Annotated in this window: 23 protein-coding genes; 10 read left to right on the forward strand and 13 right to left on the reverse strand. The window is 47.9% G+C overall.

The genetic code is table 11. The features are described 5' to 3' along the window. Positions 1 to 11: 11 nt before the first annotated feature. The 13 genes from argF to CELL2_RS08485 all read right to left on the reverse strand — a co-directional run bounded on the left by argF (position 12) and on the right by CELL2_RS08485 (position 13,629). Positions 12 to 953, reverse strand: a complete 942-nt coding sequence (argF, locus tag CELL2_RS08425; RefSeq protein WP_038034227.1) for an ornithine carbamoyltransferase — start codon at positions 951 to 953, stop codon at positions 12 to 14. 3 nt (positions 954 to 956) lie between these two features. Continuing rightward, positions 957 to 2,150, reverse strand: a complete 1,194-nt coding sequence (locus tag CELL2_RS08430; protein WP_012311298.1) for an adenylosuccinate synthase — start codon at positions 2,148 to 2,150, stop codon at positions 957 to 959. A 5-nt stretch (positions 2,151 to 2,155) separates the two neighbouring features. After that, positions 2,156 to 3,451, reverse strand: coding sequence for an adenylosuccinate lyase (gene purB / locus CELL2_RS08435; RefSeq protein WP_029682909.1), 1,296 nt, complete (start codon positions 3,449 to 3,451; stop codon positions 2,156 to 2,158). A 414-nt stretch (positions 3,452 to 3,865) separates the two neighbouring features. Then, positions 3,866 to 5,185, reverse strand: coding sequence for a 23S rRNA (uracil(1939)-C(5))-methyltransferase RlmD (gene rlmD / locus CELL2_RS08440; RefSeq protein ID WP_038034225.1), 1,320 nt, complete (start codon positions 5,183 to 5,185; stop codon positions 3,866 to 3,868). A gap of 3 nt (positions 5,186 to 5,188) precedes the next feature. Continuing rightward, positions 5,189 to 6,829: an arginine--tRNA ligase gene (argS, locus tag CELL2_RS08445; protein WP_012311301.1), complete on the reverse strand. Its 1,641-nt coding sequence runs from the start codon at positions 6,827 to 6,829 to the stop codon at positions 5,189 to 5,191. A gap of 37 nt (positions 6,830 to 6,866) precedes the next feature. Further along, positions 6,867 to 7,697 (reverse strand): hypothetical protein, encoded by an 831-nt coding sequence (locus tag CELL2_RS08450; RefSeq protein ID WP_038034223.1) that lies wholly within the window; start codon positions 7,695 to 7,697, stop codon positions 6,867 to 6,869. Next, on the reverse strand, positions 7,690 to 8,211 hold the full coding sequence (locus CELL2_RS08455) for a hypothetical protein (protein ID WP_004080370.1): 522 nt from the start codon (positions 8,209 to 8,211) through the stop codon (positions 7,690 to 7,692). The genes CELL2_RS08450 and CELL2_RS08455 overlap by 8 nt, the downstream gene beginning before the upstream one ends. Before the next feature lie 27 nt (positions 8,212 to 8,238). Continuing rightward, on the reverse strand, positions 8,239 to 9,501 hold the full coding sequence (gene hisS, locus CELL2_RS08460; RefSeq protein ID WP_012896599.1) for a histidine--tRNA ligase: 1,263 nt from the start codon (positions 9,499 to 9,501) through the stop codon (positions 8,239 to 8,241). Beyond that, entirely contained in the window at positions 9,498 to 10,985 is a 1,488-nt protein-coding gene (locus CELL2_RS08465) for a TrkH family potassium uptake protein (protein ID WP_004080375.1), read from the reverse strand. The genes hisS and CELL2_RS08465 overlap by 4 nt, the downstream gene beginning before the upstream one ends. An 18-nt stretch (positions 10,986 to 11,003) precedes the next feature. Beyond that, positions 11,004 to 11,660, reverse strand: a complete 657-nt coding sequence (locus tag CELL2_RS08470; RefSeq protein ID WP_038034220.1) for a TrkA family potassium uptake protein — start codon at positions 11,658 to 11,660, stop codon at positions 11,004 to 11,006. Beyond that, a complete protein-coding gene (locus CELL2_RS08475; protein WP_004080386.1) occupies positions 11,657 to 12,088 on the reverse strand; it encodes a TrkA family potassium uptake protein in 432 nt (143 codons plus the stop codon). The genes CELL2_RS08470 and CELL2_RS08475 overlap by 4 nt, the downstream gene beginning before the upstream one ends. 19 nt (positions 12,089 to 12,107) lie before the next feature. Continuing rightward, on the reverse strand, positions 12,108 to 12,776 hold the full coding sequence (locus CELL2_RS08480) for a rhomboid family intramembrane serine protease (RefSeq protein WP_038034218.1): 669 nt from the start codon (positions 12,774 to 12,776) through the stop codon (positions 12,108 to 12,110). Between the two features lie 4 nt (positions 12,777 to 12,780). Continuing rightward, positions 12,781 to 13,629: a DUF4438 domain-containing protein gene (locus tag CELL2_RS08485; protein ID WP_038034216.1), complete on the reverse strand. Its 849-nt coding sequence runs from the start codon at positions 13,627 to 13,629 to the stop codon at positions 12,781 to 12,783. Positions 13,630 to 13,689: 60 nt separating this feature from the next. Here CELL2_RS08485 and metG point away from each other — a divergent pair, with 60 nt between their 5' ends. Genes metG through panC form a run of 10 tightly spaced genes read left to right on the forward strand, consistent with a single transcriptional unit; the run spans position 13,690 to position 21,853 of the window. Next, on the forward strand, positions 13,690 to 15,579 hold the full coding sequence (gene metG, locus CELL2_RS08490) for a methionine--tRNA ligase (RefSeq protein WP_038034214.1): 1,890 nt from the start codon (positions 13,690 to 13,692) through the stop codon (positions 15,577 to 15,579). Positions 15,580 to 15,592: 13 nt separating this feature from the next. After that, the gene (gyrA, locus tag CELL2_RS08495; protein WP_012311309.1) at positions 15,593 to 18,007 is read left to right on the forward strand and encodes a DNA gyrase subunit A; all 2,415 of its coding nucleotides are present in this window, start codon (positions 15,593 to 15,595) and stop codon (positions 18,005 to 18,007) included. After that, positions 18,004 to 18,300, forward strand: coding sequence for an archease (locus CELL2_RS08500; RefSeq protein WP_241208657.1), 297 nt, complete (start codon positions 18,004 to 18,006; stop codon positions 18,298 to 18,300). Before gyrA ends, CELL2_RS08500 begins: the two co-directional genes overlap by 4 nt. Further along, positions 18,297 to 18,377, forward strand: coding sequence for a hypothetical protein (locus CELL2_RS09710; RefSeq protein WP_241208702.1), 81 nt, complete (start codon positions 18,297 to 18,299; stop codon positions 18,375 to 18,377). Before CELL2_RS08500 ends, CELL2_RS09710 begins: the two co-directional genes overlap by 4 nt. Continuing rightward, complete coding sequence (lexA, locus tag CELL2_RS08505; protein WP_012311311.1) at positions 18,374 to 18,967, forward strand: transcriptional repressor LexA; 594 nt, start codon at positions 18,374 to 18,376, stop codon at positions 18,965 to 18,967. Before CELL2_RS09710 ends, lexA begins: the two co-directional genes overlap by 4 nt. A gap of 11 nt (positions 18,968 to 18,978) precedes the next feature. Beyond that, positions 18,979 to 19,320 (forward strand): anti-sigma factor antagonist, encoded by a 342-nt coding sequence (locus CELL2_RS08510; protein WP_039446238.1) that lies wholly within the window; start codon positions 18,979 to 18,981, stop codon positions 19,318 to 19,320. Beyond that, positions 19,317 to 19,748 (forward strand): ribose 5-phosphate isomerase B, encoded by a 432-nt coding sequence (gene rpiB, locus CELL2_RS08515; RefSeq protein WP_004080405.1) that lies wholly within the window; start codon positions 19,317 to 19,319, stop codon positions 19,746 to 19,748. The genes CELL2_RS08510 and rpiB overlap by 4 nt, the downstream gene beginning before the upstream one ends. Then, positions 19,738 to 20,532 carry a 50S ribosomal protein L11 methyltransferase gene (locus tag CELL2_RS08520; RefSeq protein WP_012311313.1) on the forward strand — a complete coding sequence of 265 codons (795 nt, stop codon included), beginning with the start codon at positions 19,738 to 19,740 and terminating at the stop codon, positions 20,530 to 20,532. The genes rpiB and CELL2_RS08520 overlap by 11 nt, the downstream gene beginning before the upstream one ends. Then, the gene (locus tag CELL2_RS08525) at positions 20,502 to 21,014 is read left to right on the forward strand and encodes a DUF501 domain-containing protein (RefSeq protein ID WP_012311314.1); all 513 of its coding nucleotides are present in this window, start codon (positions 20,502 to 20,504) and stop codon (positions 21,012 to 21,014) included. The genes CELL2_RS08520 and CELL2_RS08525 overlap by 31 nt, the downstream gene beginning before the upstream one ends. Further along, complete coding sequence (gene panC / locus CELL2_RS08530) at positions 21,011 to 21,853, forward strand: pantoate--beta-alanine ligase (protein ID WP_012311315.1); 843 nt, start codon at positions 21,011 to 21,013, stop codon at positions 21,851 to 21,853. Before CELL2_RS08525 ends, panC begins: the two co-directional genes overlap by 4 nt. Positions 21,854 to 21,856 lie beyond the last annotated feature (3 nt).

A 21,856-nucleotide genomic window follows, 5' to 3' on the forward strand; every position in this document is an offset into this window, starting at 1 on the left:
ACGGCTTCACCTCACAGCAGTGTTGCTATCATGACCGCCTTTATGGTGTGCTTTCTGTTCTCCGCCTCGTCCCAGACCCTGCTCTGTTTTCCCTCGATCACCTCGTAGGTGACCTCCTGGCCCTTCACTGCGGGGAGGCAGTGCATGAAAATCGTTTCCGATTTACCCGTCATTTCCATCACTCTCTCGTTCACCTGATAAGGTTTTAAAAGAGCCATTCTTTCCTTTTCTTTGTCTTCCTCACCCATGGATGCCCACACGTCCGTGTAGATAACATCGGCACTTGCGAGTGCTTCTTCCAGATTTGACGTGAAAGAAACGCTCCCATCGGTTTCTTTCGCGATCTCCTGACACCTTTCGAATATGTCAGATCTGGGCTTGAGTTCTTCGGGACCACACGCCACGAAATTCATCCCCATCTTCGCACAGGCAATCATGAGGGAGGTCGCAACGTTGTTTCTGGTGTCCCCCATGAAAACAACCTTTACACCCTTCAATCTTCCGAAATTCTCCTCTATGGTCATCAGGTCGGCGAGCGCCTGTGTTGGGTGGAACTCGTCGGTGAGTCCGTTGTACACGGGAACACCGGAGTACTCAGCCAGCTTTTCCACAGTCTCCTGTTTGTAGCCCCTGAACATGATGGCGTCCACCATTCTTCCAAGGACGCGTGCGGTGTCCTCGAGAGATTCTTTCGCTCCAAGGTGTATGTCGTTCGGTGAGAGAAAGATCGGATGTCCTCCTTCTTCTGCAAAAGCGGTTTCAAAGGCGAGTCTCGTTCTCGTTGATCTCTTCTCGAAGATCATGGCGAGGGTCATTCCTTTGAACCTTTCGGTTCTCAGTTTGGATCTGCTTTCCATCTTCACCTGCTCTGAGATATCGAGAAGGTATCTGATCTCTTCAGGAGAAAAATCAAGAAGAGTGAGGAGAGATCTCCCTTTCAGATTCACAGACACACTTCACACCTCCACTATATCCTCGAGTTTTTCACCTGTGGATATGTACCTTACCGGTCTTCCTGTCTCTCTTTCTATGAAATCAACAAAGCGCTCGAAGTTCTTGTCTTCCAGAGATTTCCAGCCATCGAAGACTTCGTAGACAGGCTCTTTCTTTTCCAGATCTCTGAGTGAAACGAGATCTCTTCCATCGGAGTAGCGCACGCAGACCTTGATCTTTTCAAAACCGTTCAGCACATCTGCCTTGGTCATGACCAGAGAGTCGACACCGGAGATCTCAATGGCGTACCTGAGGAGCGGCAGATCGAGCCAGCCGCATCTCCTCGGCCGACCGGTCGTGGAACCGTATTCGTGTCCCGCTTTTCTCAACTTCTCTCCTTCTTCTCCTGTGAGCTCCGTCGGGAAGGGACCTTCCCCGACTCGTGTTGTGTACGCCTTGAAGACACCTAAAACTTCATCTACTTCTACAGGAAAGCCCATTCCCGCGCTCACGCCTGAGGAGGAACAGTTCATGCTCGTGACGTACGGGTACGTTCCCACGTCCAGATCCAGAAGAACCCCCTGTGTTCCTTCGAAGAGAACGCTCTTCTCTTCGAGGATTCTTTTCAACTGGACCGGTGAAACGACAAAGTCTTTTATTGTCTCATAGAAGGTGGAAAGATCTCCCATCATTTTCTCTGCGTCGAAATCCACCCCGTAGATCTTCTTCAAAGAGAGGTTCTTTTCGAGGAAATATCTGAGTTTTTCTTCGTTGCCGAGCTCTGCAACTCTCACGTTCACCCTCATAACCCTGTCAGCGCAAGCGGGACCTATTCCTCTTTTCGTAGTGCCTATTTTCAACACTTCGTCTATTATCCTGTCCATTTCTTTGTGCACTGGAAGAACCACGTGTGCGCTCTCAGAGATGAAGATTTCACCTGAATAATCGGGAAATTTCTCTTTCAATTCCCTCAATTCTTCTGTCAGCACCTGAGGATCCAGGAGAACACCGCTTCCTATGGCGATTCCTCTGTTTTTTGTGAAATCGGCCGAAGGGAGGAGGTGGTGTATCACCTTGAAATTTCCATAATTCACAGTGTGCCCGGCATTCGCTCCGCCCGAAAATCTCGCCACGATATCGTGGTATCTGGAAAGATACGTTACCACCTTGCCCTTTCCTTCGTCTCCCCATTGAAGACCCACCACAACGCGGTTCATTCGCTTCACTCCTTTTCAAAGCGTTCGAAGATGTGGTCCACGTGTTTCAAGTAGTAAGAGATATCGAAGAGTTCTTCGAGCTCTTCTTTGGTAACCAGTTTCTTAACCTCTTCATCCTCGAGGAGGTACTCGAGGAAGTGTTTTTCGGAGTTCCAGGTTTTCAGAGCGTTCCTCTGGACAATATCGTAAGCCTCTTTCCTTGTGAGTCCTTTCTCTATGAGTTTCAGCAGGACTCTCTGGGAGAACACGAGACCCTTTGTGAGATCTATGTTCTTCTTCATTCTTTCCTCGTTCACCTTCATGTTCCTCACCACGTTTGTGGCCGTGACGATCATGTAGTAAAGAGTCTGTGTGGCGTCGGGAAAAACGTATCTTTCAACGGAGGAGTGAGAAATGTCCCTCTCGTGCCAGAGCGCGATGTTTTCAAGGGAAGGATCGACGTACGCCCTCATCATTCTGGAAAGTCCCGTGAGTCGCTCGCAGGTGATGGGATTCTTCTTGTGGGGCATGGCACTCGAACCCCTCTGACCTTTCCTGAACGGTTCCTCCACCTCGAGCACTTCCGTTCTCTGAAGATGTCTGATCTCGACAGCGATCCTTTCTATCCCCGCTGCCACGATCGCGAGCGTGGACAGATAGAAAGCGTGACGATCCCTCGGGACAACCTGTGTGGAGACGGGTTCAGGTTTCAAGCCCAGGTACGAAAGCGCTTTTTCCTCCACCTCCGGTGGTACGTTTGCGTAGTTTCCAACAGCTCCACTGATCTTACCGTAAGAAACTTCCTCTATCGCCCTCTCAAGGCGTTGAACGTTCCTTTTCATCTCGGAATACCATCCGAGGACCTTCAAGCCGAAGGAGGTGGGTTCCGCGTGGACTCCGTGTGTTCTTCCGATGGTGGGGGTGTGTTTGTATCGATTCGCGACTTCCCAGAGCACGTCGCAGAACTCTTTTAGAGACTCTAACAGGATTTTCCCCGCTTCCACGAGAGCGAGGGAATTTGCGGTGTCGAGAACATCTGACGAAGTGAGACCGTAGTGGAAGAATCTCGAGTCTTCTCCTATCATCGATCCGATTCCTTCGACGAACGCCACCACATCGTGGTTCGTTCTCTCTTCTATCTTTTTGAACAGTTCCACATCTATCTTAGCGTTGTTCCTTATTCTCTCTGTCACTCCCTTCGGAATCGTTCCCAGTTCTTCGTACGCCCTCGTCACTGCCAGTTCCACTTCCAGCCATCTTCTGTACTTCGCTTCCTCCGTCCAGAGATCCTTCATCGGTGACAGCGAATACCTTTCTACCATCTTTTTCCCTCCCAAACAGATCTCTTATGAACACGAGCGCAACAACAGGAAAAACAAGATAAGAAGCCGTTGGATATTTAATACTCGCCACCTTCCACAACGCCATCGCAACGAGAAACCAGAAAAGCGATTTGAGAGGTATGTTCACGGCTTTTTTCTTTGCAAAACTGGTGACGATCAGAGGAAAGAAAGACAGCACCAGAAACAACTCGGCTCGATCGTAATTTGTTCCTTTCAAATATTCGAACCCCTCGAGGACGAGGAGAAAGATCAGACTCACATGAAACAGGGTCTTTTCTCTCTCACTTCTGGTGAAGAAGAAAATAACAGAAGCAATAAGAGCGAGTATCGATACAAAAGTACTGTCTTTCCAGGAGAGAACAGCGAAGATCAGAGAAAGTCCCAGGCCTAACATCATCGATCCCCTTTCACGAGAGTCACAGCAGTTTCCACATGGTAAGTCTGAGGAAACATGTCGAAAGGCTTCACCCTGACAATAGAATAGCCGTTCTCCACCAGCACCTTGAGGTCTCTCACCAGAGTAGAAGGCTCACATGAGACGTAAACGATCCTTTCGGGTGAAAGTCTCGCTATTTCTTTCATCGCTTCTGGACCCGCACCTGATCTCGGTGGGTCCAGGATTATCCTGTCTGCCCTTCCGCTGTAGTTTTTCAGAAAGTCCAGCACATCCTGTTCCACGTATTCTATGTTCCTTCTGCTGTTTATGTTCGCGTTAGCCTTTCCAGCCTTCACAGCGACCCTGCTGGATTCAACGGAGATCACCCTCGCTGCCGAAAAGGAAGTTCTCACGGAAAACGTACCGATACCCGCGTACAGATCCAGCACCACCTCGTTACCCTGAAGTGCCAGTTCTCTGTACACGTGATCTATCAGTTTGGATGTGATGGAGTAGTTGCTCTGGAAAAAGGCGGTCGGTGGAATTTGAAACCTTTCCCAGTCGAACTCTTCCACAATTACTCCTTCACCGTAGAGGGTTCTGTACGGTCCCCTTAGGACCACAGAGTCTTTAGAGTTCATCACATGAATGATGGAGTGAATCTTTGGAAATCTCTTTAACACAGCGCGAACCAGATCTCTTCCCCAGGGAAAGGATTCCGTCTTCGTCACAAAGATCACCATGAACTGGTCCGTGCTGAATGCGTACCTGATCACGAGGTGCTTGAGCACTCCCTTCCTCGTTTCCCAGTTGTAAACAGGAATGTTGAGTACCTGAACGGCCTCTTTTACAGTGTTCAGAATCTCACCCGTGCCTTCCGGTGCCACCTCACAGTCTTTTATGTCAATCACAAAATCGGAGTTTCTCTTTTTCAACCCCAATTTTCTTCCCTGAAAATGAAACTCCATTTTCGTCCTGTAGTGAAAAACAAGATCACTCGGCTCCACATCTTCCACTTCTACCTTCAGATTTGAGCGTTCGAAAAGATCGATCAATACCTCCTTTTTGTAACGAAGCTGGGTTTCATACTTCACATCCATCCAGTGACAGCCACCGCATCTTCCGAAGTACCTGCAGGGTGGTTTTGTTCGATCTTCGGATTCTTTCAGAAGGGAAACAACCTTTCCAAAAGAAAAATCCCTTTTCTCTCTGTAGGTCTTTATCAGGACTTCCTCACCGGGATACGCTCCTTCTACGAGAACTACCTTGCCGTTCGAAAGATGGGCAAGGCCGTAACCTCCGTTGATCATCTTCTGTATCCTCACCTGCTCCAGCATCTTTCACATCCTCTCTGGTGCGGAAACTCCTATGAGTTTCAGACCCTTTCTTAAAACGATACCCGTTGCGAGGGCAAGGTTGAGTCGCGCGTTCGAAAGTTCGGGATTCTCAGGATCCACTATCACGTGTTTGGTGTAGAACGCGTGGAAGGACTCGGCGAGCGACTGGAGATAGTTCGTGAGCCTGTTCGGTGCGAACATCTGCGCGACCTCTTTCAAAGCGGTGTTGAACATACCGAGGTTTCTCATCAGAACCCTTTCTTCTTCGTTTCCAAGCAGTTCAAGGTGTTTTCCCTCTTCAAACTTCACACCTTTCTTTTCCGCGTTGGAGAAGAGATTGTGGATCCTGGCATGTGCGTACTGAACGTAGTAAACTGGGTTGTCCATGGATTTGGCCTTCGCCAGATCGATATCGAACACCATGTGGGTATTGGGGTCCACCATCGCAAAGAAATATCGGGTGGCGTCTCTTCCCACTTCGTCGAGAAGTTCGTCCAGAGTGACGAATTCTCCCGCTCGCGTGGACATGCGAACGATTTCCCCACCACGTTTCAGAGTAACGAACTGATGCAGTATAACGTTGAAGAAATCGTCGGGAATGTCGAGGGCTTTCATCGCTGCCTTCATTCTTGGTATGTGGCCGTGATGGTCACTACCCCAGATGTCGTAAACCTTCCTGAAACCTCTCTTGTATTTCTTGTAGTGATACGCGATATCCGTCATGAAGTACGTGTATGTACCGTCGCTTCTCACAAGAACCTTGTCTTCCTCATCTATGAAGGCAGAGACTTTCAACCACACAGCACCGTCTTTTTCGTAAACAACGTCCTTGTTCTTGAGGAGTTTCAGCACCTCTTCGACAGTCCCATCCTCTATCAAACTCTTTTCTGAGAAGTACACATCGAACGAAGAACCAATCTTTTCAAGGGTATCTTTCATGGAGGAGAGCATTCTGTTCAGCGCTGTCTGTTTGAAAAACTCCTCCACTTCTTCGTTCCACAGATCTTTGTATCTATCTCCGATTTCGTTCACCAGATCCCTCGCGATGTCCACGAGGTATTCCCCGCGATAGCCCCCTTCGGGAATTTCTTTTTCAACTCCGAGAAGCTGATTGTACCTTGCCCAGAGCGACTGAGCGAGAAGCCTTATCTGTTTTCCAGCGTCGTTTATATACATTTCCCTCGTCACATCGTAACCGAGCTCTTTGTAAACCTCGGAAAGCACGTCACCTATGATGATCTGTCTACCGTGCCCAACGGTGAATGGTCCCGTTGGGTTTGCACTTCCGTATTCGAACTGCACCTTCATTCCATTTCCAACGTTTTCTCTCCCGTACTCGTCTTTTTTCTCCAGCACGGTTTTAACCACTCCACGGAGCAGTTCGTTCGACAGGAAGAAATTTATGAAACCGGGTCCCATGATTTCTATCCTGTCAAACGAGGGATCTTCATCGAGACTTTTTACGATCTCTTTAGCTATCTCCCGCGGGTTTTTCTTCAAAGTTTTTGCGAGCTTCATAGCAACGTTGGTGGACAGATCTCCGAATTCCTTTCTGGGTGGAATTTCGACCTCGAATTCGATTTCTGAACCGTACGCTTTAGAGATGACTTCGGACACCTTTTGCCTGATCGCGTTCACCAGCACTCTACCGCACCTCCATGTTTCGGATTCTGCTGATCTGTTACCCTCTGAAGAGAATGTGTTTCACCGTATCTATCCTGTGCCTCTTTCCCTTTAGAAGATCCAGTTCGAGGTCCACGGACATTTTCACACCACAATCCTGTCGCAGAAAACCCGTCAGGTTCGGGGTGAGCGGGATAGGTGCGCTCACGTAGCTTTTCCCTCGGTAAGTTTTTCCAAGAAAAGTTCCTCTTGGAGAAACTTTGATTCCAAAAACCTCGAGACTCTGGGAACGTGCCCATAGACCTTTTTTCTCTTTCCACCAGTCGTTTTCTTCCGTTTCCAGATCGAAGTGGATGAAAGCAAAGACGTTCTTTTCCACGAGCGGCCTCAGAGCCTTTGAAGAGAGTGTGTCTTCCTTTCTGAGAACTGCGGCGTACCATTCCCCAAAATCCGCAACTGCGAACCTTTCTCTGAGGGTGTATCGATGTAACACTTCACCGTTTTCTATCACCAGCACATCGGGAGATGTTCGAAAAGTCTCCACACCTGGAGCGACAATTGGTACGTCCAGTCCTTTCGAAATGTATCGAAGCAGATCTGTGTAAAATGGATCGAGTTTTTCAAAATTCTCTATTCTTATCGGAAAAACCCCGGCGAGGAGATTACCTGTCAGTCTTGGGAAAATGAGAAGGTCCACAAAAGGAAGATCCTCCTGCAAGATTTCCATCAGAGCATCTATGAAATCGTCCGCGGATTTAAACATCTGGTCCAGAGGAAACGCGACGCACACTACCCTTTTTACACCTTTTCTGCTTCGGTGCACTCTTGAGATTTTTCTTTTCGGGATCAACCTTTTTTTCACCATCTTCCAGAGAATGTTCTCAAACATCTTCGGCTTCCTCCGAAGAGAAGAAATTCTTTTTCAACTCCAGAAAAACGGGAGCTACTCCCTCTGCCACGACCCCCGTTTGGTTTTTTGTTTTTTCGAGAGGAAAGTAGATATTGTTGTGAACCTTTCCCAGGAAATTCAACAAGACTATGGAGGCCAGAGATGTTTCCTGCGTGTGTGCCCAGAACTTTGCCTTTACAAAATTAAAATCTATGAAGTTTTGAATCTCACAGAAACCAACCACCAGTTTCGCACCGTTCTCTTTTGCAATGTAAAAGACTTCCGGGTAGAGAGCAAGATCCCCACCCACCACAAAAATATTTATGTCAGCATCTACGATTCCGAATTCGTAACCTTTCTTCCATTCCCTTCCGTTCTTTCCGATGATGAAAAATTTGCTGGTACCCACAATGGAAAATCTGGCGTTGTCTGGAATCACATCCAGCCATGATATGAAAAGGTCTATTGTTTCAAACTCCTCAAGAGATACGGGTGATCCAACCAGAATTTTCAACTTGATCCACCCATTTCAAGTATAGCATCAATCTTTTGAAACCCTTTCAGCGATGTAGTCAGCGGCGAAGTCCCGATCGATTTCAACCTGGTCTCCCGTCTCGAGGTCGCGGAGAATGACGATTCCTTTTTCCAGTTCTTCATCACCAATAATGACCGCATACCTCGATCCCATTCTGCTGGCGTGCTTAAGCTGACCGGAGAGCTTTCTATCCATGATGTCCACATCCACACTCAGGCCCTTCTTTCTCAATTCACCCGCAAGCTGGACACCATCCATAAAGGCTTTTTCACCAAGAGTTGCGATGTAAACAAGATGAACATTTTTCATCGGGATTTCTATTCCCTCTGCTTTTAAAGCGAGTATAATTCTCTCTATACCACCTGCAAAACCAAGGGCGGGTACGGAAGAGCCCCCAAGTTCCGCAAAAAGGCCATCGTACCTTCCACCACCCGCGATGGCGTTCTGGGCTCCAAGACCTTCGTGCCTCACCTCAAAAACCGTTCTGGTGTAGTAGTCGAGCCCGCGGACCAGGGTGTGATCTTCCACGTATTCGATCTCGAAAGTGTTGAGGTACTCTTTCAACTTCTTGTAGTGTGCCCTGCAGGAATCACAGAGATAGTCGACGCTTTTTGGTGCATTCAGAGCGTATTCGTGGTCTACCTTACAATCGAGCAGTCTCAAAATGTTCGTCTCGTAACGTCTTTTGCAGTCGTCACAGAGATTGTCCAGAACTTGACCGTAATACTCTTTGAGGGCTTCGCGATAGTTTTTCCTGCACACCGGACAGCCTATGGAATTCAGGTGAATCTTGTATTTCGTGAGTCCGAGCCTTCTCAAGAAGGTATCGACCAGTATGATCATTTCGAAATCCGCTTTTGGAGATTCGGGGCCGATGATCTCGAAACCCACCTGGTGAAACTGTCTCAATCTCCCCGATTGTGGTTTTTCGTATCGGAACATGGGACCTACGTAGTAGTATCTCTGCTGAAACCCCCTGTCTACCAGAGAATTCTCCAGAAAAGCCCTGACGACGGGCGCGGTACCTTCTGGCCTCAGAGTGATGCTCCTTCCCGCTTTGTCCTGGAAGGTGTACATCTCTTTCTGAACAATGTCCGATTCTTCTCCCACACTTCTAACGAAAAGTTCCGTCTGTTCGAATATGGGAGTTCTGATCTCCTCTATTCCCGCGCTTTCGCACACATTTCTGAAGGTTTCCTCGACGTACCTCCAGTACCATATCTCTTCACCGAAGATATCGTTTGTTCCCTTTATCCTTCTGTATTTCAACTATTCACACCTCCTCTTTCCTCGAGAAGAATCTTCACATCTCTTATGATTCTCACAATCGCGTAAAAGACGACGAGGAATTCCAGTCTTCCAAGGAACATGCCCACCGTCATGGTCCATATTACACCCACCGGAAGATTCGGACTGGTGAGCCCCACCGAGAGACCTACTCCATTCATTGCGGAGGAGAATTCGAACATGGAAACCAGTGGATCGTATCCGTAACTCATGAGGATCAAGGTTCCCACCAGATAGGTCAGGGCGTAGACCCCAAAGAAGACGAACATGTCCTTTATGATCCCATCGTCTATGGTTTTCCTGTTTTCACCTTTCCAAACTATGATCTTTTCAACCTTTCGCCTCGGTCCCATGAAATTGATGATAGATCGATATATCAATTTCAGTGTGACGAACACTCTGAACTGTTTCAAACCACCAGCCGTTGAATCCATCATTCCACCGAGCATCATGATAACGGTGAGAAGATACACGCCGATTGGAAAGAGAGTAACCCACGGAACAAGATCGGCGTTGGAGAACCCGGTGCCCGTTATTGCAGAGACTACCTGAAACACCACGTATCTGAGCGCCTTTTCGTGAAAAACCTTTTCGGCTGGTCGCAGTAGAAACAGCGATGCGATGACAATGGTGGATCCCATGATCCAGGGTTCCCCGTTTTTGACGAAGGCTTTGAAGTTTCCCTTCCAGAGGGTGTAATGGATTCCAAAACCCGTTCCACCGAGCAGCATGAGAACGATGGTTATCACTTCTATCGATACACTGCCGTAGTATCCAATACTCGCGTTTTTCACCGAGAAACCACCCGTTGCGAGAGCGGTGAGAGAATGGTTGAAGGCATCGAACCAGGGCATACCGGCCATATGAAGAAAGAACATACCAGCGGCGGCGTACGCCACGTATATGACCATGATCACCTTCGTGGAGTGGGTCACATTTGGGAGTATGTTGTCCACCCTACCTTCGGAACTGTAAAGGGAAGCTCCGAGAGGTCCGATCAATGTGGCGAGCATTATGACGGCAAATCCCGCACCTCCAATGAACTGCATGACACTTCTCCACACCAGAAACACATGGGGAAGACTCTCCACGTCAGGAAACATGGTGAGCCCCGTTGTGGTCCAGCCGCTTGTGGCCTCGAATACTGCCTGGTGAAAATTCAAAAGACCCTCTATAACGAACGGAAGTGCTGAAAGGACTACCGCGGCGCACCACGTTGTGACAACTATCACCGCTCCTTCCTGATACCCCACTACACGAGTCTCGTTCAATTTTGAAACTTTTTTAAGAACAACACCAGAGGCAAAGGAAATGATTGAAGGAACCAAAAAAGACTCGATGTATATCCACTCTTCAGGATAGAAAATCACAAAAATTGTTGGCAGAAGAAGGATCGCAGGGAACCATATCAAAAGCTGACCTACGTACCAGAAAATCACCTTGAGTCTGTATTTGGTACTGGTCATTAGGTCTTCCAATTTTTCTCACCTTCCAAGCAGTGTCTCTTCGACTGTTTCTTTGGCTTCTGCACTTACGATCACGTACAGTTTATCACCGGAGAGGATCTCCGTATCTCCTCTCGGAACCACAAGCACTCCACCGCGGACGATGGCAGCGATGATACTATCCCTTGGAAGCGGAAGATCCTTCAACTTCTTTCCCACAACCGGACTGTCTTCTTCCACGTTCACACTTAGAAACTCAATACCTTGTTCCAGCGGTATGATGCTGGAGAACCCATCTGGAAAGATGAGAGCCTCCACCGTGTTCGTTATGAGAGTGGTGAGATTCAAGACGGTTGTGATACCCATTTTTTTGAATATTTCCATGTTTCCCGGGTCGTTGACAAGACTCACTACCCGCTTTACCCCGAAGTCCTTCATAACAAGCTGTGCGATGAACAGGTTGACTTCATCCCTCGGAGTGAGGATCACCACCACGTCTCTTTTCGAAATTTCAGCGTCCCTGAGTATCTCTTTGTGACTTCCATCTCCGTGTATGATCGTCGCCTTCAATTTCTTGGCGAACTCTTCGCAGAGTTCCCTGTCTTTGTTTATGATCACTACACCGTACTTTCGTGACAGCATGGAACGCGCAAGGTAATACGCCGTCGTTTCTCCACCGATTATTATGACTTTCAATCTTCTTCACTCCCTATGATGAACTCCTTTACTTTCTCTATCATGAGAACGGCGGGACAGATGGTTTTTATTCCATTTTCTTCGAAAATCTTTATCTTTTCCGGATCGTAGACCCTGGCGATCACGTTCTCCACGTTGAACATGTACCTTGCGTTCATCGAGATGAAGAAATTCGTACTGTCGTCGTTCGTGAACGCAAACACCATGTCTGCCTTCTCCATACCACACTCTTTCAGAGTTTCAAACTCCGCGGCATCTCCCACCACGGTGAAACCGGAAAACTCGGAGTTGAGCCTGTGAAACGCGTATTCGTTTTTATCCACGACCACGACACTGTGTCCCGAAGAGGAAGCAAGATTTGCTATCAGCGATCCAAGTCTTCCACAGCCGAATATCACGATGTACTTGCTTTTTTGTTTTTTTGACATAATGTTAACTCCCTCACCTTCAATATCTGTATCTGTGAATCCTTCTCATCCTTAAAATATATCCCCAAATCATCCCGTAGACAAATCCACCTATGTGTGCCCACCAGGCTACGCCGTAAGATCCGACAAGACTGTTCATCACCTGTATGAAGAACCAGATCATGAGGTAGTAGAAGGCTGGAATCTCAACCAGCGTCAGGAAGAAGAAAAAGGGAAAGAGTGTCACAATCCGTGAGTACGGAAAAAGAACGAAATACGCTCCCATGACTCCCGAAACAGCACCGGAAGCTCCGACCATGGGAGTTGTTGAATGAAGCGTAAAAACGAACTGGGTGAGTGCGGCAAAAATACCGGCAGATAGATAAAACAGAGTGTAGCCAACATGGCCCATCTCGTCTTCTGTGTTGTCTCCGAATATCCAGAGAAACCACATGTTACCCAGGATGTGCCAGAACCCTCCGTGGAGAAACATGTGAGTTATGAAAGGAAGAAGGGAAAAGCCGAGCGCTTCTTTTACTCTCTCAACCGTGTAACGAGCTGGCACGAGGCCATATCTGTACATGAACAGGAGAAGTTCTCTGTCGTTCAACATGAGTTCATACACGAAAACAACCACGTTTATCAAAATCAAAGCTATCGTTACGTAAGGCTTCTTTCTACTTGGGAGAACATCGTAAAGAGGAAACACGATATCACCTCACAAGATAATCAGATATGTTCGCCCTTTCCACCACTTCCGGTAATATCTTCGATTCGTCTCCCGTCATGATCACAACCACACCCGGACCGTGTCCTGCTGAAACGCAGGCAGAGTGTACCACAACACCTATCGATACTGCCCCTTTTCTGTACTTTCCAACTCCATAGGAATTGTCGTGGTCCTGAATTGCGACGATGTCTCCAAGTTTCAGATCCGCTACTCCAAGATCCTCAGGATTCGATGCCATTATATCGTAGTCGGTGGAAGCACTGCTTGAGGCGCCGATCCCGGATCCCATCATGTGCGCTGGAATCTTCGCAACAACAGGTACATGGATTTTCCCATTCTTTTCCTGTATCCCAAGTTTTTCGAAGAGATCTGGGTCGATGTTCATCACCTTCACATCCGGATGATCCAGAAGCTTCAGTCCCTGCCCCCAGGCCTTTATCAATATCTTATCCCCCACCATGAGCTTTCCGAGTACTTCTTCTTCGAAATAAACGAGAACGTGGTTCACACCTCCGTGTTTTCCCGTGACGAACCCTCTGCTTCCCTTCGCGTCTCCAGACATCACGATCACTTCGTTTCCTATACACGAAAGGGTCATCAGCGGTATTTCCTCTTCCTTATTCCTTGCCATGACAGACACACCCGGTTCTACGTGGTCTCCTGCCCATCCGTAAGCACTGTCACCCACTTTCACGTTGTAGGTGATGCCCCCAAGCACTGGAATTACCCTCACTGTCCCTTCGGTTGTTACACTGTAAGGAGACCTCATTTTCGCTGGAGCGATCTCTCCAACAACCGAAATTCGAACGAGTCTGTCTTTGTTAGTTCTCACAAATCTCACCTCCAGTGTGTGGTATCATTGAGTAGATAGGGAAAACAAGGAGGTGACACTTTGAAATTTTACATCACCACCCCAATCTACTACGTGAATTCTGAGCCTCACATAGGAAGTGCCTACACCACTATTGTAGCCGATATCATCGCTCGCTACAAACGTTTCATGGGTTACGATGTGTTCTTTCTCGCGGGAACGGACGAACACGGCCAGAAGGTCCTGCAGGCAGCCCAGCAGGCTGGAAAGGACCCGCAGGAATTCTGTGACGAACTGGCTGAAAAGTTCAAACAGCTCTGGAAAGAACTGAAGATCACGAACGATTATTTCATCCGAACCACAGACGAAATGCACATGAAAACCGTCCAGGAATTCGTTGCGAAGATGAAAGAAAACGGAGACGTCTACAAGGGCATCTACAAGGGATGGTACTGTGTCCCCTGTGAGACGTTCTGGAACGAGGACGAGGTTATAAAGGAAGGAGAAGAACGTTTCTGTCCGGAGTGTAAAAGACCCGTCAAATGGGTGGAGGAAGAGAATTACTTCTTCAGACTTTCGAAATACAGAGATCCTCTCCTGAAGTACTACGAGGAGCATCCCGATTTTGTGGAACCGGACTTCAGAAGAAACGAGATGCTGAAGATTCTCGAAGGTGGTCTCAAAGACCTGAGCATCACCAGGACGACCTTCAAATGGGGCGTTCCCATGAAGGACGATCCGGAACACGTGATCTACGTGTGGGTGGACGCGCTCATAAATTACATATCCGCTATAGGATACGGCTGGAACGATGAGATGTTCAATAAATGGTGGCCTGCAGATTTGCATCTGATAGGAAAAGAAATAAACAGATTCCACTCCATCATATGGCCTGCGATGCTCATGTCGGTTGGACTCCCACTTCCAAAAAAGGTGTTCGCACACGGGTGGCTCACGGTGAACGGCCAGAAGATCAGTAAGTCCCTCGGCAACGCTATAGACCCCAGATTCTTCGTGAAGAGATACGGCAACGACGTGGTGAGGTATTACCTGATACGGGATATCATGTTCGGAAAAGACGGCGATTTCTCGGAGAAAAGGCTCGTCCACAGATTGAATTCCGATCTCGCGAACGACTACGGAAATCTCCTTCACAGGATCACGGCTATGATAAAGAAGTATTTCAACGGAAGACTTCCTTCTCCTTCTGCTCAGGAAGGGCTCGATAGCTGGCTGAAGGAGAGATTCTTCGAAACAAAAGACGCTTACCATGAACTCATGGATTCCTACCGGCTCACAGAAGCCCTGGACAAGATATGGGAGTTCATAGCAGATGTGAACAAGTACTTCAATGACACGAAGCCCTGGATACTTGGAAAAGAGGGAAATATGGAAAGGCTCGGAACGGTGCTGTACAACTCACTGGAGGCCGTGTTCAAGGTGGCTCTGATGACACTCCCGGTGATGCCAGACACCTCCAAAGAAGTGTTCAGGAGAGTGTCCTTTGAAGAAAAGCCTTCGAAGGAACATCTGGAAAACTGGGGAGTTCTGAAGTCTGGTTCCACAGTGATCCACGGCGAACCTCTCTTCAGAAAAATCGACGCGAAAGACTTCAAAAAGGTGGTGGAGACGGTGTCGGTCGAACAGAACGTGATCACAATAGATGATTTTTCCAAAGTAGATCTCAGAATTGCAAAGGTCCTCGAAGCGGAGAAGGTTCCAAATTCCAGAAAACTTCTCAGATTGATAATCGATCTTGGAACGGAAAAGAGACAGATAGTGGCGGGAATTGCAGAACACTACAAACCCGAAGAACTCGTAGGAAAACTGATCGTCGTTGTCGCTAATTTAAAACCCGCAAAACTCATGGGCATAGAGTCTCAGGGAATGCTCCTCGCCGCAAAGTCCGGCGATACCTTGAGACTTTTGACTGTAGATGGAGAAATCACACCAGGTGCGAAGGTGTCCTGACGGAGGGATGTGAATGCCAGAGATCCTGATAAACAAACCCGTAGAGGATGAACTTGTTGAGTCTTATCTTCTGTACTCGATGAGCGTTATAGTGGGAAGGGCCATTCCGGACGTTCGGGATGGTCTCAAACCCGTTCAGAGGAGAATTCTCTATGGAATGTACGAACTCGGTCTCAAACACAACTCACCCACCAAGAAGAGTGCGAGAATCGTCGGTGAAGTGATGGGTAAGTACCATCCTCACGGTGACGCACCCGTGTACGATGCCCTCGTGAGGATGGCTCAGCCGTTCACGATGAGGTATCCACTCATAGAGGGTCAGGGAAACTTCGGTTCCATAGACAGAGACCCTCCTGCCGCGATGAGGTACACGGAAGCGAGACTCACGAAGCTTGCCGAAGAAATGCTCGAAGACATAGAAAAGAACACGGTGAACATGGTCGACAATTTCGATGGCACGCTGAAGGAGCCGGAAGTCCTCCCATCCAAGGTGCCAAATCTCATAATAAACGGTGCCTCCGGTATAGCGGTGGGAATGGCCACAAACATACCTCCACACAATCTCTCCGAGACCGTGGATGCCCTGATTTATTTGATCGATCATCCAGAAGCCACGGTTGAAGAACTCATGCAGTTCATAAAAGGACCGGATTTTCCCACAGGAGCCGTGGTAGTGAACGCTTCTGAATTGAAGAAGGTTTACGAAGAGGGAAGAGGCAGGATCATCGTCAGAGGAAAGGTGCACGTCGAGGATGGAAAGAGAGTAAAGCGAATCGTCATCACGGAGATTCCGTACGGAGTCAGTAAAGCGGGTCTCATAGAACAAATAGCAAAAATAGCGAAAGACGACGAATCACTCCCAATCAGGAACATAAGAGATGAATCCGATAAACGCGGAATGAGGATAGTTATAGAGATCCCGAAGGACACCAGCGAAGAGGTCATAATAAACAATCTCTACAAGAGAACTGCTCTTCAGGATTACTTCAACGTTCAGATGCTGGTCATAGACAAACACAAAAGACCCAGGTTGATGAATTTGAAAGGATTGATGGAGGCTTTCCTTGAGCACCGCTTTGAAGTCATCAGAAGAAGAGCAAGGTACGAATACGAACAGTACACAAGGAGGGCACACGTTGTCGAGGGTCTCCTGAAGGCGGCAAGAGCGATAGGTGTTGTTGTGGACATCGTGAGGAACAGCAAGGATGTGGAAAGTGCGAAGCAATCACTCATGGAAACACTCGAAATCACCGAAGAACAGGCAAAAGCCATTCTCGACATGAGACTTTCGAGGCTGACTTCCCTCGAAATAGAGAACCTTCAAAACGAATACTCCGATCTGGTCAGGAAGATCTCAGAAGTGAAGGAAATACTCGAGAAGGACGAAAAAGTAAAGGAGATAATGAAAGAAGAATTCCTCTACTTGAAGCAACAATACGGGGATCCCAGAAGAACAGAAATAACAGATCAAAGTATCCAGTACAACGAAGAGGAACTCATTGTCGAAGAAGACGTGGTGATAACATTGAGTCATAACGGCTATTTAAAGAGCACACCGCTGAACAGCTACAGATCGCAGAAGCGCGGGGGTAAAGGAATCACCGTCTCGAAACTCACTGAAGATGACGAGGTCGAGTTCGTTGTGGTCGCGAAAAACACCGCATCGACCCTGTTTATAACGAACCTCGGACGGGCGTATGTTCTCAAGAATTATCAGCTGGAAACCACCGGAAGAAACACGAGAGGAAGGCACATCACCGCGTTTCTGAATCTCGAAGACACAGAAAAGATCGTAGCACTCGCTTCTCTGAACGGTGATGGAAATGATCTTGTGATCGTTACAAAATCTGGGAAGATCAAAAGAACCGCTCTCAAAGAGTTTGAAAACGCCACCAGCAACCGCGGTGTCAGAGCCATAAAGATAGAACCTGGAGATGAGATCGTCAGCGCCAGGGTTGTTAACAGCGAAAAAGAAACACTCATAGTGGCAACGAAGATGGGTATGGCCGTCAGATTCCCGGTGAGCGATGTTCGCAGGATGGGAAGAAATGCAGCCGGAGTTCAGGCGATAAAACTTCAGCCAGGAGACGAAGTGGTGAGTGTGGACGTGATACCTCCAGGTGACGAAGGAGAGATTCTCACCGTGACAGAGAAGGGATTCGGCAAGAGAACACCCGTTCAGCTGTACAGGATTCAGAGAAGAGGAGGAACGGGTCTCAGAAACATCTCCGATGTGAACAAAACAGGGTACGTAGTAGCCGTGAGATACGTGAGGGGCGACGAAGAGATAGTGGTGGTCACAAGAAACGGCATGATGATCAGATTTCCCGTGTCTGAAATCGGTGTCATCGGTCGTGTGACAAAAGGCGTGAAACTCATCGAACTTGGAGACGATACCATATCGAAGGTGGCGGTGGTGAAAGATTGAGGAAACCCATAGAGCACACTGCTGACATTGCTTACGAGATATCCGGGAACTCTTACGAAGAACTTCTGGAAGAAGCGAGGAACATCCTTTTCGAAGAAGAAGGGATTGTCCTCGATAACGAAGAGAAAGAGAAAACTTATCCTCTTGAAGAGATGGAAGACGTTTTCTTTGACACGGTGAACGACTGGATTCTTGAGATATCGAAAGGATGGGCTCCCTGGAGGATTAAAAGGGAAGGAAACGAGCTAAAAGTAACTTTCAGGAAGATCAGAAAAAAGAGGGGACCGAAATAAAAGCCCTCACATACCATCTTCTGAAGTTCGAGCACGATGGCGATGTTCTGAAAACGAAGGTGGTGTTCGACACTTGAAAGATCTCACTGAAAGGCAGAGAAAGGTACTTCTGTTCATAGAAGAGTTCATAGAGAAAAATGGATATCCCCCCTCGGTGAGGGAGATTGCGCGGCGCTTCAGAATCACCCCGCGCGGCGCTCTTCTCCATCTAATTGCTCTGGAGAAGAAGGGTTACATCGAAAGGAAAAACGGCAAACCGCGGGCACTGAGGGTTTCGAAAAGCATAAGGAACAAAATACCTCTGATTGGAGAGATTCGTGCAGGTGAAAAAAGAGAAGCCATCGAATATCTGGAAGATTACATAGAAATTCCCGAGAGCTTTCTTTCGAGCGGTTACGATCACTTTTTGTTGAAAGTAAAAGGAGAAAGCATGATAGAAGAACACATCTGTGATGGGGACCTCGTTCTTGTGAGAAGACAGGATTGGGCGCAGAACGGGGATATCGTGGCGGCGATGGTTGACGGAGAGGTGACGCTAAAAAAGTTCTATCAGAGAGGTGATACGGTAGAGTTGAGGCCCGCTAACAGAGAGATGTCGTCGATGTTTTTCAAGGCGGAAAAGGTGAAAATCCTGGGTAAAGTGGTGGGAGTTTTCAGAAAACTCTAAGGGGGGATAGGATGTTTCCCTACAAGATTGTGGATGATGTGGTGATATTGATGCCGAACAAAGAGCTCAACATAGAGAACGCACATCTGTTCAAAAAATGGGTCTTTGACGAGTTTTTGAACAATGGTTACAACAAGATATTTCTGGTCCTTTCGGATGTGGAGAGCATAGACAGCTTCAGTCTGGGTGTCATTGTAAACATTTTGAAGAGTGTCAGCAGCAGTGGCGGCTTCTTTGCACTGATATCTCCAAATGAGAAAGTAGAGCGAGTCCTCTCTCTGACGAATCTGGATCGCATAGTGAAGATATACGATACGATATCGGAGGCCATGGAGGAGGTGCGAAGAAAGTGAAGATCGCTATTGCATCGGACCACGCAGCCTTTGAACTGAAAGAGAAGGTGAAAAACTACCTTCTGGGCAAGGGAATAGAAGTGGAAGATCACGGTACCTACTCCGAGGAATCCGTTGATTATCCGGACTATGCGAAAAAAGTCGTTCAATCCATTCTGTCGAACGAAGCGGATTTTGGAATCCTTTTGTGTGGTACAGGACTCGGGATGTCGATCGCCGCAAACAGGTACAGGGGCATAAGAGCGGCTCTCTGTCTTTTCCCGGACATGGCAAGACTCGCGAGATCGCACAACAATGCAAACATCCTCGTTCTTCCGGGAAGGCTCATCGGAGCAGAGCTCGCTTTCTGGATAGTGGATACCTTCCTCTCAACACCCTTCGATGGAGGAAGGCACGAAAGGAGAATCAGAAAGATCGATGAGGTTTAAAGAGCTGATCTTTCCTTTGAGAGTCGAAGAGGAAGAACTCGTAGAAAAATTTTACGAAGAGGGATTCTTCAATTTCGCGATAGAGGAAGATGAAAAGGGAAAGAGGGTGTTGAAGATCTACCTTAGGGAGGGTGAACCCCTTCCTGATTTTTTGAAAGATTGGGAGATTGTTGATGAGAAGATCACCACTCCCAAAGACTGGATAGTCGAGCTCGAACCCTTTGAAATCGTCGAGGGAATATTCATAGATCCAACTGAAAAGATAAACAGAAGAGATGCGATCGTGATAAAACTGTCTCCCGGTGTGGCGTTTGGCACAGGTCTCCATCCCACCACGAGAATGAGCGTCTTCTTCCTGAAAAAGTATCTGAAGGAAGGAAACACTGTGCTCGACGTTGGATGTGGAACGGGAATACTCGCCATCGCTGCCAAAAAACTCGGTGCGTCTCAGGTGGTAGCGGTCGATGTGGATGAGCAGGCCGTCGAGGTGGCTGAAGAGAACGTTCGAAAGAACGACGTCGACGTACTGGTGAAATGGTCGGATCTTCTCTCAGATGTGGAGGGTACTTTCGATATTGTGGTGTCCAATATTCTGGCTGAGATTCACGTGAAGCTACTCGAAGATGTGAATCGTGTCACACACAGAGATTCCATGCTCATACTCTCAGGGATCGTTGACAAGAAAGAAGACATGGTGAAAAGGAAGGCCAGTGAACACGGATGGAACGTTTTGGAGAGAAAGCAGGAGAGAGAATGGGTAACTCTCGTGATGAAAAGATCGTAGAGTGGCAGATTGGAAGAAAGATCACGAACATGAATCGGGTGGCTTATCGCTGTCCATACGGCTATCCGGTTGTGATCGAAAGTCTGCCCATCAAGAATGGAAAGCCCTTTCCAACTCTCTACTGGCTCACCTGTCCCCACTTGAGAAGAGAAGTATCCAAACTCGAGAGCGAAGGGTTCATAAAGAAACTCGAAGATCGAATAGCGTCCGATGTGGCGTTTCGAGAAAAGATGAGGAAGGCACACTTAGAAGTGATAGAGAGAAGAAAAAGGCTCCTCACCGGGGAACATCCCTTCCGCGAAATTCTGGAAAAGGTAGGAACAGGTGGTATTCGAGATTTCTCGAAAGTGAAGTGCCTCCACCTTCACCTGGCGGATTACCTGGCAGATGTTGGAAATCCTGTTGGAGAAACCGTGTGGAATCTCATCGAAAAGAAATTCTGTGATGATGTTTTCTGCAAAATCGGGGAGGCGAGAGAATGAAGATCATAGAAACCATAGAGGAAATGAAGAAATTCTCCGAGGAAATGAGAGAGAAGAAAAAAACGATAGGATTCGTCCCCACCATGGGATACCTCCACGAAGGGCACCTGTCTCTTGTGAGAAGAGCAAGGGATGAAAACGATGTGGTCGTGGTGAGTATTTTCGTGAATCCTACCCAGTTCGGTCCCAACGAAGACTACGAGAGGTACCCAAGAGATTTCGAAAGAGACCGAAAACTTCTCGAAAAAGAAAACGTGGACTGCATCTTCCATCCGTCAGTCGAGGAGATGTATCCTCCCGATTTTTCCACCTACGTTGAAGAAACGAAGCTTTCAAAAAATCTGTGTGGTAGATCCCGTCCTGGACACTTCCGTGGAGTGTGCACCGTGGTCACGAAGCTCTTCAACATCGTGAAACCTCACAGGGCGTACTTCGGTCAAAAAGATGCACAGCAGTTCAGGGTTCTGAGGAGGATGGTGAGAGATCTGAACATGGACGTGGAAATGATCGAGTGTCCCATCGTGAGAGAACCGGATGGCCTCGCGATGAGCTCAAGGAACGTGTATCTGTCGCCCGAAGAAAGGCAGCAGGCGCTTTCGCTCTATCAGTCTCTGAAAATAGCGGAGAATCTCTATCTGAACGGTGAAAGAGACGCAGAAAAGATAAAAGAAGAGATGATAAAACACCTTTCCAGGTTCGATAAGGTGAAGATAGACTACGTGGAGATCGTGGACGAGGAGACTCTGGAGCCGGTTGAGAAGATCGATCGAAAGGTGATCGTCGCGGTGGCTGCCTGGGTTGGAAATGCAAGACTCATAGATAACACGATCCTGGGGTGAGAA

This window comes from Thermotoga sp. Cell2, from assembly GCF_000789375.1.
GTDB classification, from domain to species: domain Bacteria; phylum Thermotogota; class Thermotogae; order Thermotogales; family Thermotogaceae; genus Thermotoga; species Thermotoga petrophila.